The 14357-nt window shown below is 65.2% G+C and carries 13 protein-coding genes; 9 read left to right on the plus strand and 4 right to left on the minus strand.

Translation table 11 applies throughout. The annotated features are described in order from the left end of the window. Nucleotides 1-133: 133 nt before the first annotated feature. Nucleotides 134-556, minus strand: a complete 423-nt coding sequence (locus GEV01_RS30085; RefSeq protein ID WP_152810014.1) for a divergent PAP2 family protein — start codon at nt 554-556, stop codon at nt 134-136. A 108-nt stretch (nt 557-664) separates the two neighbouring features. Between GEV01_RS30085 and GEV01_RS30090 the strand changes: the two genes are divergently transcribed. The 3 genes from GEV01_RS30090 (at nt 665) to GEV01_RS30100 (ending at nt 3179) form a co-directional block, all read left to right on the plus strand. Beyond that, the gene (locus GEV01_RS30090) at nt 665-1723 is read left to right on the plus strand and encodes a DUF475 domain-containing protein (RefSeq protein WP_152810016.1); all 1059 of its coding nucleotides are present in this window, start codon (nt 665-667) and stop codon (nt 1721-1723) included. 36 nt (nt 1724-1759) lie between these two features. Then, nucleotides 1760-2131, plus strand: a complete 372-nt coding sequence (locus GEV01_RS30095) for a hypothetical protein (protein WP_152810018.1) — start codon at nt 1760-1762, stop codon at nt 2129-2131. A gap of 85 nt (nt 2132-2216) precedes the next feature. Beyond that, nucleotides 2217-3179, plus strand: a complete 963-nt coding sequence (locus tag GEV01_RS30100; RefSeq protein ID WP_152810020.1) for a hypothetical protein — start codon at nt 2217-2219, stop codon at nt 3177-3179. Nucleotides 3180-3185: 6 nt separating this feature from the next. Here GEV01_RS30100 and GEV01_RS30105 read toward each other — a convergent pair whose 3' ends face one another. Next, nucleotides 3186-5450 (minus strand): coiled-coil domain-containing protein, encoded by a 2265-nt coding sequence (locus tag GEV01_RS30105; RefSeq protein WP_235914645.1) that lies wholly within the window; start codon nt 5448-5450, stop codon nt 3186-3188. Between the two features lie 172 nt (nt 5451-5622). After that, the gene (locus tag GEV01_RS30110; protein ID WP_152810024.1) at nt 5623-6711 is read right to left on the minus strand and encodes a serine/threonine protein kinase; all 1089 of its coding nucleotides are present in this window, start codon (nt 6709-6711) and stop codon (nt 5623-5625) included. A 63-nt stretch (nt 6712-6774) separates the two neighbouring features. On the opposite strand from GEV01_RS30110, the gene GEV01_RS30115 reads away from it, so the two are divergent. The 6 genes from GEV01_RS30115 to GEV01_RS30140 all read left to right on the plus strand — a co-directional run bounded on the left by GEV01_RS30115 (nt 6775) and on the right by GEV01_RS30140 (nt 13961). After that, nucleotides 6775-7470: a UPF0149 family protein gene (locus GEV01_RS30115; protein ID WP_070272895.1), complete on the plus strand. Its 696-nt coding sequence runs from the start codon at nt 6775-6777 to the stop codon at nt 7468-7470. A gap of 4 nt (nt 7471-7474) precedes the next feature. Continuing rightward, on the plus strand, nt 7475-7843 hold the full coding sequence (locus GEV01_RS30120) for an alpha/beta hydrolase (protein ID WP_152810026.1): 369 nt from the start codon (nt 7475-7477) through the stop codon (nt 7841-7843). 143 nt (nt 7844-7986) lie between these two features. Next, nucleotides 7987-9900 (plus strand): DUF1800 domain-containing protein, encoded by a 1914-nt coding sequence (locus GEV01_RS30125; protein ID WP_175023300.1) that lies wholly within the window; start codon nt 7987-7989, stop codon nt 9898-9900. Between the two features lie 9 nt (nt 9901-9909). Further along, nucleotides 9910-11292, plus strand: a complete 1383-nt coding sequence (locus GEV01_RS30130; RefSeq protein WP_152810030.1) for a DUF1501 domain-containing protein — start codon at nt 9910-9912, stop codon at nt 11290-11292. Between the two features lie 176 nt (nt 11293-11468). Further along, nucleotides 11469-12194: a substrate-binding periplasmic protein gene (locus tag GEV01_RS30135; protein ID WP_152810032.1), complete on the plus strand. Its 726-nt coding sequence runs from the start codon at nt 11469-11471 to the stop codon at nt 12192-12194. Between the two features lie 45 nt (nt 12195-12239). Continuing rightward, nucleotides 12240-13961, plus strand: coding sequence for a sensor histidine kinase (locus GEV01_RS30140; protein ID WP_152810034.1), 1722 nt, complete (start codon nt 12240-12242; stop codon nt 13959-13961). 19 nt (nt 13962-13980) lie between these two features. Here GEV01_RS30140 and GEV01_RS30145 read toward each other — a convergent pair whose 3' ends face one another. Further along, nucleotides 13981-14283, minus strand: a complete 303-nt coding sequence (locus GEV01_RS30145; RefSeq protein ID WP_175023302.1) for a hypothetical protein — start codon at nt 14281-14283, stop codon at nt 13981-13983. Nucleotides 14284-14357: the final 74 nt, after the last annotated feature.

A 14357-nucleotide genomic window follows, 5' to 3' on the forward strand; every position in this document is an offset into this window, starting at 1 on the left:
AAAATATGTGGCTGAATTGCCAAATACTGGGATGAACGGTGAAATCTCAGGATAGCCGGGAGCGGCTAAAAGAACAGGAAAACGGGAATGGAGGGCGCTCCCCCGCCGGGCGACAGGGGGACGATGACAGGGCTCAGCCGCGGCCGAACACGGCGTGGATGACGTGGGCGATGGCGATACCGGTGCACAGGCCGCCGGCGATCTCCACCAGCGTATGGCCCATGCGCTCGCGCAACCACTTGTGGCCGCCGTCCTCCTTGGCCAGGCGGTTGATCGCCGCCGCCTGCTTGCCGACGTGCTGGCGCAGGCTGTTGGCGTCGATAATCACGATAAAGCACAGCGTAACGGCCACGCCAAACGCGGGATGGCCTATGCCCTCGCGCAGCGCGATCAGGGTCGCCATGCTGGACACCACAGCGCTGTGGTTGCTGGGGAAGCCGCCATTGCCGACCAGGTTGAAAGCCCATTTGCGCGCCTTGGCGCTATTGATCAGAAACTTGATCGGCCCGACCGTGATCCAGGTAATCAGCGGGGTGACGAGATAAGCGATGTCCATCGGTGGTTCCTTTGCATTTTTGTGGCGCAATTATCGCAGATGGCCCCACAGCGGCGGAAGCAAGTAATATAAAATCCCCGCATTGTTCACATTTCTATAAAAACAACGATGCAACACTTCAGAGTCTCTTTCGCCGTCACCTTGGTCCTGATGGCGCTGGCCGCCTGGTGGGGCTACAACCATGGCGGCACCGCCGGCCTGCTGCAAGCGGTGTGGATAGCCGGCGTGCTGGGCGTGATGGAAGTGTCGCTCTCCTTCGACAACGCGGTGGTCAACGCCTCGGTGCTGCGGCATTGGGACGCGTTCTGGCAAAAGCTGTTCCTGACGGTCGGCATCCTGGTGGCCGTGTTCGGCATGCGGCTGCTGTTCCCGCTGCTGATCGTCTCGCTGGCCACCGGCCTCGGCCTGATGGACGTGTGGCAGATGGCCACCGCCAACCCGGCCGAGTACGCGCGCCACCTGACCGGCGCCCACGCCCAGGTGGCGGCCTTCGGCGGCGCCTTCCTGCTGCTGGTCTTCCTCAACTTCCTGTTCGACGACGACAAGGAACTGCACTGGCTGGGCTGGCTGGAAAAGAAACTGGGCCAGCACGGCACCGAGATGCTGGGCGTGCTGCTGGCGCTGGCCGCAGTGTTCGCCTGCGTCAGCCTGGTGCCGGTGGAGGAAAAGTACACGGTATTGGCAGCCGGCGTGATCGGCGTGGTGGTCTACCTGGCGGTCGGCTGGATCAGCACCCTGCTCGAAGAAGACCCGCCGGAAGACGACGATGACATCACCGAAGCCGGCGTCGGCGCGGTGGTGGCGACGGTGGCGCGCGGCAGCTTCGGCGGCTTCCTGTACCTGGAAGTGCTGGACGCCTCGTTCAGCTTTGACGGCGTGATCGGCGCCTTCGCCATCACCAGCGACGTCGTCATCATCATGCTGGGGCTGGCCATCGGCGCCATGTTCGTGCGCTCGCTGACGGTGTTCCTGGTGCACAAGGGCACGCTGGACGAATACGTCTACCTGGAGCACGGCGCCCACTACGCGATCGGCATCCTGGCGCTGATCATGCTGGCCAGCGTCAAGTACCACATCCCGGAATGGTTCACGGGATTGTCGGGCGTGGCCTTCATCGCCGTGTCGCTGTGGTCATCGATACGCCACAAACGCCGGCTGGCCGCGTGATAAGATTAAAAACATTGCACTCAACTCAAGCGATCCATGACCACCTCCAAACGCGTAACCCTCTACCTCATCGGCCTGGTGATAGCCGCCCTGCTGATCTTTGCCGCCTACACCTGGGTCATGCTGCACATGTCCTACTCGGAAGGAGAACGGGCCGGCTACCTGCAGAAGTTCTCCAGCCGGGGCTGGGTCTGCAAGACCTGGGAAGGCGAAATCCTGCTGACCTCGATGCCGGGCGCCATCCCTGAAAAGTTCGAATTCAGCGTGCGCGAGGATGCCGTCGCCCAGCAGCTGATGGCGGCCACCGGCAAGCGCGTGGTCCTCAGCTACGCCCAGCACAAGGGCGTGCCGAGCCAGTGCTTCGGCGAGACCGAGTACTACATCACCAAGGTCCAGATCCAGCCTTGATCATTGCCGCAGCGTCAACATGGCGCTGCGTTTGCGGCGTTTCCGGTAACGTCAGCGGCATTGCCTGCCGAAACCGGAAACGCCCATGTCCCTCCCCCGCTCCTGTATCCCGCTACTCGCAGCGCTGCTGACGAGCGCCGCCGCGCACGCGCAAGACTTGTCGATGCAAGGAGGCGCCCTGCGCGTCAGCGGCAAGAACCAGAACTCGTTCGCGGTCGGCGTCAACTACGCGCAGCCGGTCGGCGACTACCTGGCGCTCAGCCTGGGCTACCTGAACGAAGGCCATCCGAGCAACCACCACCGGGACGGCGTCTCCGGCCAGGTGTGGCTGCGCTCGCGCATCAACGAGCAAGGCTGGTCGTGGGGCGTGGGGGCCGGGCAGTACTATTTCTTCGACACCTCGCGTCCGCGCGGCGGCGGCGAAGCCTATATCAACGACCACGGCTGGGCGCCGATCTACAGCCTGCAAGCCACCTGGCACGATGACAGCCGCTGGTACGCGCAGGTGCAACTGAACCGGGTCGTGCCGAGCGGCGCCAAGGATCCGACCACCTCGCTGCTGGTGGGTGGCGGCTACCGTTTCGACAGCGTGCGCGGCGACAAGCTGCACCTGGACGGCGGCGCCAGCACCGACGACACGCTGACCGTGCTGGCGGGGCAAAGCATCGTCAACAGCCTGGAGTCGGAGCGGTCGCGGGCGGGCAGTGTCGAGTACCGGCGGGCGGTGGGGCGGTATGTGGACTGGACCGTCAGCGCGCTCCGCGAAGGCACGTCGGCCGGCACGCACCGCACTGGCGTGGCGACGCAGCTGTGGCTGATCCGTTCACTGAACCGGGAGCTGGAACTGGGGATGGGCATAGGGCCCTACCTGGCGTTCGAAGTGCACGACGTGCCGGGCACGCGCTCGCACAAGGCGGGGCTGGTGTCGGCAGCGGGGCGCTACCACTTCAGCAAGCGGCTGGTGGGCACGCTGTCGCTGAACCGCGTCGTCACCGACTACCACCGCGACGCCGACCTGTTGCTGGTCGGCGTGGGCTACAGCTATTAATCCGGCTTAGCGGGCGCGCCAGACGGCTTTGCCGGCCTCGGCGGGCGGGGCCAGGCGGGCGGCTTCCTTGCGGGCGCGGGCGGCGTCCAGCGTGGCGACGACTGCGCCCTCTTCCGCCTGCTTGCACTCGCCGGCCGCAGCAGCCACCTTGGCCTGCACCGCCGCCAGCGCTTTCTGCGCGGCTGCATGGCGACGGGTTTCCAGTTCCAGCAACTTCTGCTTGGCGGCAGTCATCGCGGCCGTGGTGTCGGCAACCTTGCGCTGCATCGCGGCGTGCGCTTGGGCGGTTTCCAACAAAGCCAGTTGCGCAGCGGCCTTGTCGGCCACGGCCTGCGTCGCGGCCTGCTCGGCCAGTTCGCGCTGATGCATCGCATCGGCTTCGGCCTGCTCGGCGTCGGCACGCTGACGCGCACCGCTTGCCACATTCCGCTCCGCTTCCAGACGGCCGGCGATCGCTTTCGATGCGCGGATTTCCGAAGCGGTGGTCAGGCGTTGCTGCGTCAGCTTCTGGTCGATCAGCGCCAGCGACTGGCGCTCGGTTTCGACGAACTCACGCTCGGCCAGCAGCAGCGCTTCCGCAGTGGCAGCCTTCTCCTGCTCGACGCGCGCACGCTCGGCATGCACCACGCCCAGCTCGACGGCCAGACGGGCCTGCGCCGCCAGTGCCTGCGCGGCAATGGCTTTCTGTTCGGCTTCCCGCGAGACCTGCTCCGCCATCATGCGGGCGGCTTCGGCTTCCTTGTCGGCGGCGGCGGCCAGGCGCTGCTCGGCTTCCTGCTGCTGACGATAGGCTTCGGTCTGCGCGCGCTCGGCGGCGATGCGGTGCTGGGCGGCGTCGCTGGCGTCCTGCTCGGCTTCCAGTTTTTCCTTCAGCGCGGCGATGGCTTGCTGCTCGGCGGCGGCACGCGCCTGCTCGGCTTGCAGCAGCACCTCGGCCTGCTCGGCCTTCTGCTGCGCCAGCGCGCTGGCGGCGTTCTGCGCTTCGACATGCAGCGCCAGCGTGGCGATTTCCTCTTGCTCGGCGGCGTTCTGGCTCGCACTCAGCTCGGCGGCGGCACGCGACAACGCGGCGCGTTCCTCGGCCTGCTCGGCGGCGCGCTGTTGTTCCAGCAGATCGGCACGGGCCGCTTCGGCGGCGGCCTGGTCGGCGGCCTGGCGCAGCTTGGCCTGCTCCAGCGCCTGCGCCTCGGCTTCGACCTTGGCATGGGTGTGCAGCTCGGCTTCCTGCTCGGCCTGCACGCGGGCCAGTGCGACGGCGCGCAGCTGGCTGTCCACTTCGATACGCGCTTCGGTGGCGGCCAGGATGGAGGCGTCCGCATCGCGGCGGGCCTGGGCGCTGGCGGCGGCCACCATTTCCAGGCGCTCGCGATGGATCGCGGCGTCGCGGATTTCTTTTTCGGTTTGCAGGCGCAGATGCAGCGATTGCGCGGCGCTGCGTTCGGACTCGGCCTTGGCCAGCGCGATCTGCTCGCGCTCCTGCTCCAGGTGAGCCAGGGCGCGGGCCTCTTCCAGTGCGCGCACTTCGGCGGCGGCGCGGTTGAAGGCCGATTCCAGCGCGATCTGGTCGGCGCGTTCGCGCTGCACGGTCAGGTCCAGCGCTTCGGCTTCGGCTTGCACCAGCATCTGCGCGGTCTGGCGGGCGGCGTAGGCGTGACGCTCGCGCTCGCGGGCCAGCGTCGCCACGCGGGCATCGGCGGAAGCGATGCCGACCACTTCTTCCTTGGCGGCCTGCACGGCGGCCACGCGCTCCACCGCTTGCAGACGGGCTTGTTCGGTTTGGGCTGCCAGTTCTTCGGCGGCGCGGGCGGCCTGCTCGGCCAGCTCGGATTCGGCGGCGATCTGTTCATGCGCGCGCTTGCGGCTTTCGCTCTCGACCTTGGCGCGCTGTTCGGCGGCCACGCGGATTTGCGTGTCGGCTTCGACGCGGGCGCGCAGTTCGGCGGTTTCCTGTTTGACGGCGTCCAGACGGGCGACGCTGGCCTGCGCGGCGGCGCGCAGCGATTCGAGGCGCTCGCGGTTGGCGCTGATCGCATCTTCCGACGCTTGCGCATTTTGCAGCGCGACGGCGGCGGCGGCGGCATCCATGGCGGCGCGGTCTTCGGCCAGTGCGCGGGCGCGGGCTTCGGCGTGGGCGCGGCTCTCGGCGGCGCAGGCGGCCTTGGCTTCGGCTTCGACCCGGGCGATGGCTTCCTGGATGGCCTTCATTTCCATCGCGGCGCGCGGGGTCGGGGTGGCGGTGGTCGGTTCGTCCGTGCCATGCAGCGACATCATGGGGAGCAGAGTGACGCTGTCTTGTGTGCTGTCTTGTTTGGTCAATTGTGCTTGCATGAGGTTCTCGCTAGACGATATGTCCCGGCACCAGCCGAGACTTCTGAGTTCTCATTATCAAGCAGGAGGCAGGCAAACCGAACCGCAAGCAGAGCGGGAAAAACCCGCCAATTCCCTAGATCGGCAATGGCGGCTCGTCCATCAGCGAGATCTGCTCCTTCAGCTCCAGGATGCGGTCCTGCCAGTAGCGCTGGGTGTTAAACCACGGGAAAGCCACCGGGAAGGCCGGATCGTCCCAGCGCCGCGCCAGCCAGGCCGAGTAATGGATCAGCCGCAACGTGCGCAACGCCTCGACCAGGTGCAGCTGGCGCGGGTCGAACTCGCAGAAATCCTCGTAGCCGGCCAGGATGTCACACATCTGGCGCACCTGGTCGGCGCGGTCGCCGGACAACATCATCCACAAATCCTGGATCGCCGGGCCCATGCGGCTATCGTCGAAGTCGACGAAATGCGGGCCGGCGTCGGTCCACAGCACGTTGCCGCCGTGGCAGTCGCCGTGCAGACGCAGTTGCGGCAGCTCGCCGGCACGGTCATAGCTGCGGCGCACGCCGTCCAGCGCCTGCGCAGAGACGCTGGCGTAGGCTTCCCGCAAATCGGCCGGGATGAACTGGTTGGCCTGCAAATACTCGCAAGGCTCGGTGCCGAAGGTGGCGATATCAATCGCCGGGCGCTCCTGATAGGGCTTGATCGCCCCCACCGCGTGAATGCGGGCGATGAAGCGCCCGGTCCACTCCAGCACCGACGGATCGCTGAGCTCGGGCGCGCGGCCGCCGTGGCGGGTGAACACGGCAAAGCGGAAGCCGTTGAAATGATGCAGCGTGGCCCGGTCCGGCCCCAGCGGCAGCGCCGGCACCACCGGAATCTCGCGCGCGGCCAGCTCCTCGGTGAAGGCGTGCTCTTCGAGGATGGCGGCATCGCTCCAGCGGCCGGGTCGGTAGAACTTCACCACCAGCGGCTTGTCGTCCTCGATGCCGACCTGGTAGACCCGGTTTTCATAGCTGTTCAGCGCCAGCAGGCGGCCGTCGCCGCGCAAGCCTATGCTGTCGAGCGCGTCGAGCACGCACTCGGGATTGAGCGCCGAATACGGATGCGGTGCCTGTTCCTGCGGACTGTCGCCCGCCCCCGCAAGCGGCTCGGCCATGCTGGCGGCCAGGGCCGCAGCGCGGGCGTCTTCTGCTTCGTCGTCGAAATGATCTTGGTTCATCCCCGCATTGTACGGGGCGCGGCGTGTATACTGTCGGCTTCAATCCAATAAAAAGAGCAAGCCATGCAACTCGACCAGCCACTGAGCGAAAAAGAATTCGACGAATTGGACAACTTCCTGTTGTCCGACCGCAGCCCTGAAGATGCAATGACGATGGATATGCTGCACGGCTATCTGACCGCCATCGCCATCGGCCCGGAACCCATCATGCCCGCCGAATGGCTGAAGCGCGTCTGGGGCCAGGAAGACACCGACATCCCGAAATTCAAGAACGAGAAGGAAGAGGAACGCATCCTCAACCTGATCATGCGTTTCATGAACGAAGTGCTGGTGACGTTCGAAGTGGCGCCGAAGGAATTCGAGCCGCTGTTCGTCGAGCATGAGCACGAAGGCCAGACCCTGATCGACGCCGAAGCCTGGTGCTGGGGCTTCTGGGAAGGCATGGAGCTGCGTCCGGGTTCGTGGGACGAGATCTGGGAATCGGACGTGCAGGAACTGATGAAGCCTATCTACCTGCTCGGCGCCGACGAGATCGAGGAAGAGGAACTGCCGCTGGTGGAAGATCCGGTCAAGGCGCACAAGCTGGCGCAGGAACTGGAAGCCAACCTGCCGACCATCTACAAGTTCTGGGTACCGCGCCGCAAGCCGGCCGTCACCACCCTGGTGCGCGAAGAGCCTAAAGTCGGCCGCAACGACGACTGCCCTTGCGGCAGCGGCAAGAAGTACAAGAAGTGCCACGGCGCGGAATCGGCGGAATAAGCCGATGACCTTGCGTGGTGCGGTCCTTGCGCTGGTGACGGCGCTGCTGGCGGCGACCTCTGCGTCCGCCACCCAGGCGGCGCTGAAGAACACCGGCATGTTCGTCGCCGCTGCGGCCTTCTCCGGCATCGCGCCGGAACGCGCCGCCGCAGCACAGTTGAAGGACTTGCCGCTGCTGCTGGTCCACGGCAATGCCGACACCGAGAACCCCATCGAAGCCGACCGCGCAATGTTCGCTGCCTTGCAGCGCCAACCGGGCGGCGCCAAGGCACGTTTCATCGAGTATCAAGGCATGGAGCACATGGTGCCGCCCGACATGCTGCTCTCCCCGGTCTGGCGCGACTGGCTGTTCGCCCAACACAAGGCGCGCTGACAAAAATTGTCAGCGCGCGGCCTGACAATTTTTGTCCGGCATCGACAAATTTCGTCGCCTCCCCACGCAAATCAAGCACTTAGCGCATGGCACAGATGTTGCCAGATGACTTCCGTCGCTTAAAAAAACAATGGGAGAAGTCGATGTCATTTTTACCAACACGAGTCTGGCCCGTCGCCTGCCTGCTGAGCCTGAGCGGATCGGTGTGGGCCGCCACAGCCACCGTCGAAAGCACCGCCAAAGGCCCTGTCGCACTGGGCAGCAAAGTCTGGTTCCTCGGCAAAGTCGACGGCCAGGGCGTCTACATGAATTTCGCCGTCAACGGCATCCCCGGCGGCAACGCCACCTACGGCAAGCTCAATTCGCAGAATGGCGAATACGTCGCGCCATCGGTGTTACCGTCCAACGTGGTCATCACGATCACCGGCACCACGACCAAGGATGCCAAGGTCGGCCCCAATCTGTCTGCCAGCACCACGCTGACTCTGAAAAAAGCGGCCACGCCGACGCCGACGCCGACGCCCACTCCGACGCCGTCACCTGAGCCGAGCCCGAGCCCAACACCAACGCCTGCTCCCACGCCGACGCCAACGCCCTCGCCAGTTCCGCCACCCATCGGCCAACAGCCCGCACCGGACGCCGCCAGGATCAGCGCCGTGCGCCTGCTGGAGCAAGCGACCTTCGGCGCCACGCCTGCCGACATCGCCGCGATCAAGGCCAATGGCCAGGCCGCCTGGCTCAAGCAGCAATTCGCCATGCCCGCCAGCGCCATCCCGGTGACGACCGACATGACCCTGCTGCAAAACACCTGGTACAAGAACATGGCCACAGGCCCGGATCAACTGCGCCAGCGCATGATCTTCGCCCTGTCGCAGCTGTTCGTCATCTCGGCCGACAAGAACCCCTACGCCAACGAAATCCAGCCCTGGCTGACGACCATCTCCAACAACGCCTTCGGCAACTTCAACACGCTGCTGCGCGAGATGACGCTCAATCCTGCGATGGGCAAATACCTCGACCTCGGCAACAGCATCACGCCATCGCCAAACGAAAACTACGCCCGCGAAGTGATGCAGCTGTTCACGCTGGGCCCGGTCCTGCTGAACCAGGACGGCAGCGTGCAGACCGACCGCAACGGCGATCCCATTCCCACCTACGACCAGGCGCGCATCAGCGACTTCGCGCGCGCGCTGAGCGGCTGGACCTACCCGGGCAGCAGCGCCACCGGCATCAACTGGGAAAACTTCACCGGCCCGCTGCAACCTCGCGACAAATTCCACGACAAGGGCAGCAAGACACTGCTGCTGGGCGCGGTGCTGCCCGCAGGCCAGACCGCCGTGCAGGATCTGGACGGCGTGATGCAGAACCTGTTCCAGCATCCCAACCTGCCGCCCTTCATCGCCACGCGTTTGATACGCGCCTTCGTCACCAGCAACCCAAGCCCCGCCTACATCACCCGCGTGGCCGACGTGTTCGCCTACGGCGCGGCCGGACGCGGCGACCTGCAAGCGACGCTGACCGCCGTGCTCACCGACCCCGAAGCGCGCCAGGACAAACCGGCCGCCACGCAAGGCCACCTCAAAGACCCGATGCTGCAATCGATAGGCCTGTTCCGCACCTTGGGCGCGAGCATCGCCGATCCGCGCAACCTGTTCTGGGACTACTTCCTGCTCGGCCAGAAGATCACCGCCGCACCGAGCGTGTTCAACTTCTACTCGCCGATGACGCGCCTGCCCGGCTCGCCGCAATACTACGGCCCCGAGTTCCAGCTGTACGCGCCCAGCCTGGCCGTGGCGCGCGCCAACTTCCTGTACAAGTTCATCTCCGGCGAATACAAGAGCATGGTCAACGTCGACATCGCGCCCTTCGTCAGCGTGGCCGGCGACGCCACCGCGCTGCTCAACCTGGTCGATTCCACCTTGCTGGCGGGCCGCATGTCGGCCACGGCGCGGCAAGCGATAGGCGGCGCCATCAACGCCTCCGCAGACCCGCGCCAGCGCGCCATCACCGCGCTCTACCTCGCCGCCATCAGCGCCGAATTCGCCGTCGCACAATAAGGACCGACCATGACCAAGCACTCCACCACCCGCCGCCGCTTCCTCGGCGCCAGCGCACAGACCGGCCTGATGGGCGCACTCTCCGCACTCGGCCTGTCCAGCGTGGCCGCGCCTGCCCGCGCCGCCGTCTCCGACTACAAGGCACTGGTCTGCCTCTACATGTTCGGCGGTAACGACGGCAACAATATGATCGTGCCGCTCGACAGCACCCGCTACGCGCAATACAACGCCATACGCGGCAGCCACGGCCTGGCTTTGTCGAGCGCGGCCAACACGCTGCTGGCCGCGCGCAGCGCTACCTTGCAGGCCACGGACCATCCCGTGACGCAGCCGTTCGGCTTCCACTACGGCATGCCGGAGCTGGACGCGCTGTACGGCCAGGGCCAGGTGGCCGCCATCCTCAACGTCGGCAGCCTGCGCCAGCCGCTGAGCAAGGCGCAATACCTGACCGGCGCCGGCGTACCGGCGCAACTGTTTTCGCATCCCGACCAGACCATCCAGAACCAGGCCGGCACGCCCTCTTCCGCCGCCACCGGCTGGGGCGGGCGGCTGGTCGATGTGCTCGGTACGGGCGGCCATCTGGACGCGATCGCGGTCGGCGCCGGCGGCCTGTTTGTCGAAGGCGCCAGCACCCACGGCAATCTGCTGCCGGGCAACGGCCAGCTCGACCTGGCCGGCATGAACTTCTGGCCGCAGAAGGAAGCGGACGCGCGGCGCGCGGCGCTGGTGCAGATCCTGTCGGCACAGAATCCCAACCTGATCGCCAGCGCCGCCAACAAGGCGCTGCTGAACGGCATGGACCTGGTGACGGACCTGAAGCAAGCCAACTCCGGCACGCCGCTGTCCACCGTATTCCCCGGCACCTCGCTGGGCCAGCAGCTGAAGACTGTCGCGCAGCTGATACGCATCCGCTCGCAGCAAGGGCCGGGGCGGCAGGTGTACTTCGTCTCACAGGGCGGCTTCGACACGCACGGCGGCCAGGCCTACCAGCAGTTCGACATGCTGCGCCAGGTATCGCAGGCGCTGGCCGCCTTCCAGCTGGCGCTGTCGGAAATCCACGCGCAACAGCAAGTGACCAGCTTCACGATGTCCGAATTCGGCCGCACGCTGCAACCCAACAGCGGCGGCACCGACCATGCTTGGGGCAACCACCATCTGGTGGTGGGCGCGGCGGTCAAGGGCGGCCTGTACGGCCAGTTCCCCGATTTCACACTCGGCGGCAAGGACGACGCCACCGGACGCGGCGCATGGATACCGCAATTCTCCAACCAGCAGTACGGCGCCACGCTGGGCCGCTGGTTCGGCGCCGATGCGGACATGCTGCAAAACCAGGTATTCAAGAACGAACTGGTCAATTTCCCGCAAGCCGACCTGGGCTTCATGCTGGGCTGAGCCGCCACGACGGGGAGTGGTAACGTTGCCACCTCCCCGCGTTATTTGTCGCGATTTTTTAACATTCCTGCCTTGGGCAAAAACTACATTCCCGCCAGCAAAACAACCCTGCTATAGTGAAATGATGCTATCAATTGAGGACCAGCATGGGGTCGGTGCGCATGCCGGAGGGACGGATGAAATACCTGCTTTGCTGCCTGCTCCTGGCTTGCCGCCTGAGTTCGGCGGAAACCATCACGCTCGGCGCGGAAGACGACTGGGCGCCCTATTCGTCTGCGGTGGAACGCAGCGCGCGCGGCTTCGCGGTTGACGTCATCCGCGAAGCCTTTGCGGCCGTCGGCGTCACCGTCAACTTCGAATTGCTGCCCTACGCCCGCTGCCTGGACGATACCCGTCGCGGCCGCCTGGTCGGCTGCTTCGACGCCGTGCCCAATGCCATGATAGGCAGCAGCTTCCTGTGGCACGACCATCCGCTGTTCACCACCCACATGAATGTGTACGCGCTGAGCGGTTCGCGCGAAAGCGGCCTGGGCGCGCGTCAGCTGGAAGGCAAGACCGTCGGCGTCGAGCGCGGCTACGAATACGGCGACGAATTCGACCTCGACACGAAAATCGTGCGCCGCATCGTCGACAAGAACGTGCAGGGATTCAGGATGCTGCTGGCCGGCCGCATCCAGTACATGGCGGCCGAGGAGCGCATCGCCAAGGCCCTGTTCACCAAGGAGGCTGCCGAGTTCGGTGGCAAGTTCAAACTGGTGGGCACGGTCGCCACGCCCGGCCTGTTCATCGCCTTCAGCAAGACGGGACCGGACGGCGCCAAGTATCTGCAAAAATTCAATCGCGGCTATGCCATCCTGCGCGACAGTGGCCGCTACAAAGCAATTGAAGCCGTCTGGTTCTGAGATGCCAACGGAGACCATGTGCAAGCACTGCCAGCCAAGATCGGTATGAGATCACCCAACGGTGAAGCCCCGCCTGCCGCGCCGCTGCTGTCCGGCGACTCGATCGCCGCGCGCCTGCTGCGGATCATCTTCTGCTGCTACTTCCTGGTGACGGTGGTGGTGACGCTGGTGCAGCTGGCGGCCGAATACAAGCACACCAAGGAGCGCGTGGTGCTGGAGATCCGCGCCATGCAGCAAACCTTCGGTCCCGGCATCGCCGACGCCATGTGGCGCTTCAACGAGGACATCCTGCGCGGCATCCTGTCGGGCATGAGCGAGCTGCCGGTGGTGGCCGGCATCAAGGTGGCCGACGATCACGGCAAGCTGGTGCGCGCCGTCGGCACCGTGCTCGACGGCGGCGCCAAGCTGCACGCCGGCGCCGATGGCCAGCTGCGGCCGGAGCCCGACAGCGACGCCCTGTTCGCCGAAGTGTTCAGCCAGGACTTCCCCATCGTCTTCAACGACGAGAACGGCCAGTCGCGCGTGATCGGCACGTGGACCGTGTATTCGAACCAGCGCATCATCGTCAAGCAGGTCGAGTACGGCTTCTTCCTGATCCTGGTGAACTCGGTCATCAAGACTTGCGCGCTGTGGTTCATCTTCCTGTTTGTGGTGCGGCGCTATTTGGGCCAGCCCTTGCGCCAGTTGAGCCAGTTCGTCGGCCAGCTGAACATCGACAACCTGGGCGACCGCGTCTTCGTGCTGAACGACCGCGGCCAGCACGAGCTGCATCAGCTGACCAACAAGCTCAACGAAATGGTGGCCAACATCAAGGCCTCGGTGGCGGAGAACGAGCAGCTGTACCGGCAGCTGCAGGTGGAGCAGACGGCCACGCGCCAGCTCAACGAAACGCTGGAGCGGCGCGTGGCCGAGCGCACGGCCGACCTGGTGACGGCCAACAAGGACCTGGCGCAGGCGCTGGACACGCTGCGCATCGCGCAGGGCGAACTGGTCAACAGTGAAAAGCTGGCGGCGCTGGGCTCATTGGTGGCGGGGGTCGCCCACGAATTGAATACGCCGATCGGCAACGGGCTGCTGGCGGCCACCGTGTTGGTGGACAAGACCCGCCAGTTCCAAAGCGACTACAGCAGCGGCCTGACGCGTCGCACCACCGAAGCCTACATCAGCGACATGTCGCAAATAACGGAACTGGTGGTGCGCAATATCGCACGATCGGCCGAGCTGGTCACCAGCTTCAAGCAAGTGGCGGTCGACCAGACCAGCTCGCAGCGACGCCGCTTCCTGCTGGCGTCCGTGGTGTCGGAGAACATCAAGGCGCTGCTACCGACGATCAACAAGACCGCCTTCACCGTCGAGCAGGCCGTGCCCGGCGACATCGACATGGACAGCTATCCCGGCCCCATAGGCCAGGTGTTGATCAACCTGGTCAACAACGCCATCGTGCACGGTTTCGAGGGGCGCAGCCGGGGCACCATCACGATCGACGCCGCGCTGGCCGAGCCGGGCTGGCTGGAGCTGCGCGTCAGCGACGACGGCATCGGCATCGCGGCCGAGCACATCGGGCGCATCTACGATCCCTTCTTCACGACCAAGCTGGGCGCGGGCAGTTCCGGCCTGGGCCTGAACATCAGCCACAACATCGTCACCGGCCTGCTGGGCGGAAAAATCCGCGTCAACAGCCAAGCCGGCGGTGGCACCACCTTTATCTTGCACTTGCCGTTGATAGCGCCGCAGCGGGACGGCCTGCCTGCCGAGTCAGTAGCATGACGCCCATATAGGACATGGCTTACTTGGATAACTTCAGCTTGGTGTATTCGATCGCAATTCGCTTGTATTCCGCCTCTGCGAAGCGTTTCAAAGCGTCTCGCATCAGCGGTTGGTAGCCGACACCATGAAACTCCGCGATCTTTTTGTAATCCTCAATCAGCTCCTTCTGCAGCCTGATGGAGATTAGTTGAAGGCCCAGAGCGTCGTCCACCTGCTGCTCGACGTCCTTTGGAACTGCTTTTGCGTGTGCAGCATTTCGCCCCAGCGCGCCCTCTTCCCAAGCCTCCGGCGTGCTTTCAATTTTCTTTGCTCTTGGTCTCATAGATACGGATCTCATCGTGGTTGGCCTCATAGGCAGTGAGAAGGTGAAACTTTCCATTTCGATTCTGGAAAACC

The sequence above is a fragment of the Rugamonas rivuli genome (assembly GCF_009380165.1).
In the GTDB taxonomy this organism is placed as follows: domain Bacteria; phylum Pseudomonadota; class Gammaproteobacteria; order Burkholderiales; family Burkholderiaceae_D; genus Rugamonas; species Rugamonas rivuli.

Bases quoted from the DNA above. Each gene is read 5' to 3' on its own strand.
- GEV01_RS30105 (WP_235914645.1), bottom strand. From the start codon at position 5,450: ATGATGTCGCTGCATGGCACGGACGAACCGACCACCGCCACCCCGACC.
- GEV01_RS30135 (WP_152810032.1), top strand. From the start codon at position 11,469: ATGAAATACCTGCTTTGCTGCCTGCTCCTGGCTTGCCGCCTGAGTTCG.
- GEV01_RS30125 (WP_175023300.1), top strand. From the start codon at position 7,987: ATGTCATTTTTACCAACACGAGTCTGGCCCGTCGCCTGCCTGCTGAGC.
- GEV01_RS30090 (WP_152810016.1), top strand. From the start codon at position 665: ATGCAACACTTCAGAGTCTCTTTCGCCGTCACCTTGGTCCTGATGGCG.
- GEV01_RS30120 (WP_152810026.1), top strand. From the start codon at position 7,475: ATGACCTTGCGTGGTGCGGTCCTTGCGCTGGTGACGGCGCTGCTGGCG.
- GEV01_RS30095 (WP_152810018.1), top strand. From the start codon at position 1,760: ATGACCACCTCCAAACGCGTAACCCTCTACCTCATCGGCCTGGTGATA.
- GEV01_RS30085 (WP_152810014.1), bottom strand. From the start codon at position 556: ATGGACATCGCTTATCTCGTCACCCCGCTGATTACCTGGATCACGGTC.
- GEV01_RS30145 (WP_175023302.1), bottom strand. From the start codon at position 14,283: ATGAGACCAAGAGCAAAGAAAATTGAAAGCACGCCGGAGGCTTGGGAA.
- GEV01_RS30110 (WP_152810024.1), bottom strand. From the start codon at position 6,711: ATGAACCAAGATCATTTCGACGACGAAGCAGAAGACGCCCGCGCTGCG.
- GEV01_RS30115 (WP_070272895.1), top strand. From the start codon at position 6,775: ATGCAACTCGACCAGCCACTGAGCGAAAAAGAATTCGACGAATTGGAC.
- GEV01_RS30100 (WP_152810020.1), top strand. From the start codon at position 2,217: ATGTCCCTCCCCCGCTCCTGTATCCCGCTACTCGCAGCGCTGCTGACG.
- GEV01_RS30140 (WP_152810034.1), top strand. From the start codon at position 12,240: ATGAGATCACCCAACGGTGAAGCCCCGCCTGCCGCGCCGCTGCTGTCC.
- GEV01_RS30130 (WP_152810030.1), top strand. From the start codon at position 9,910: ATGACCAAGCACTCCACCACCCGCCGCCGCTTCCTCGGCGCCAGCGCA.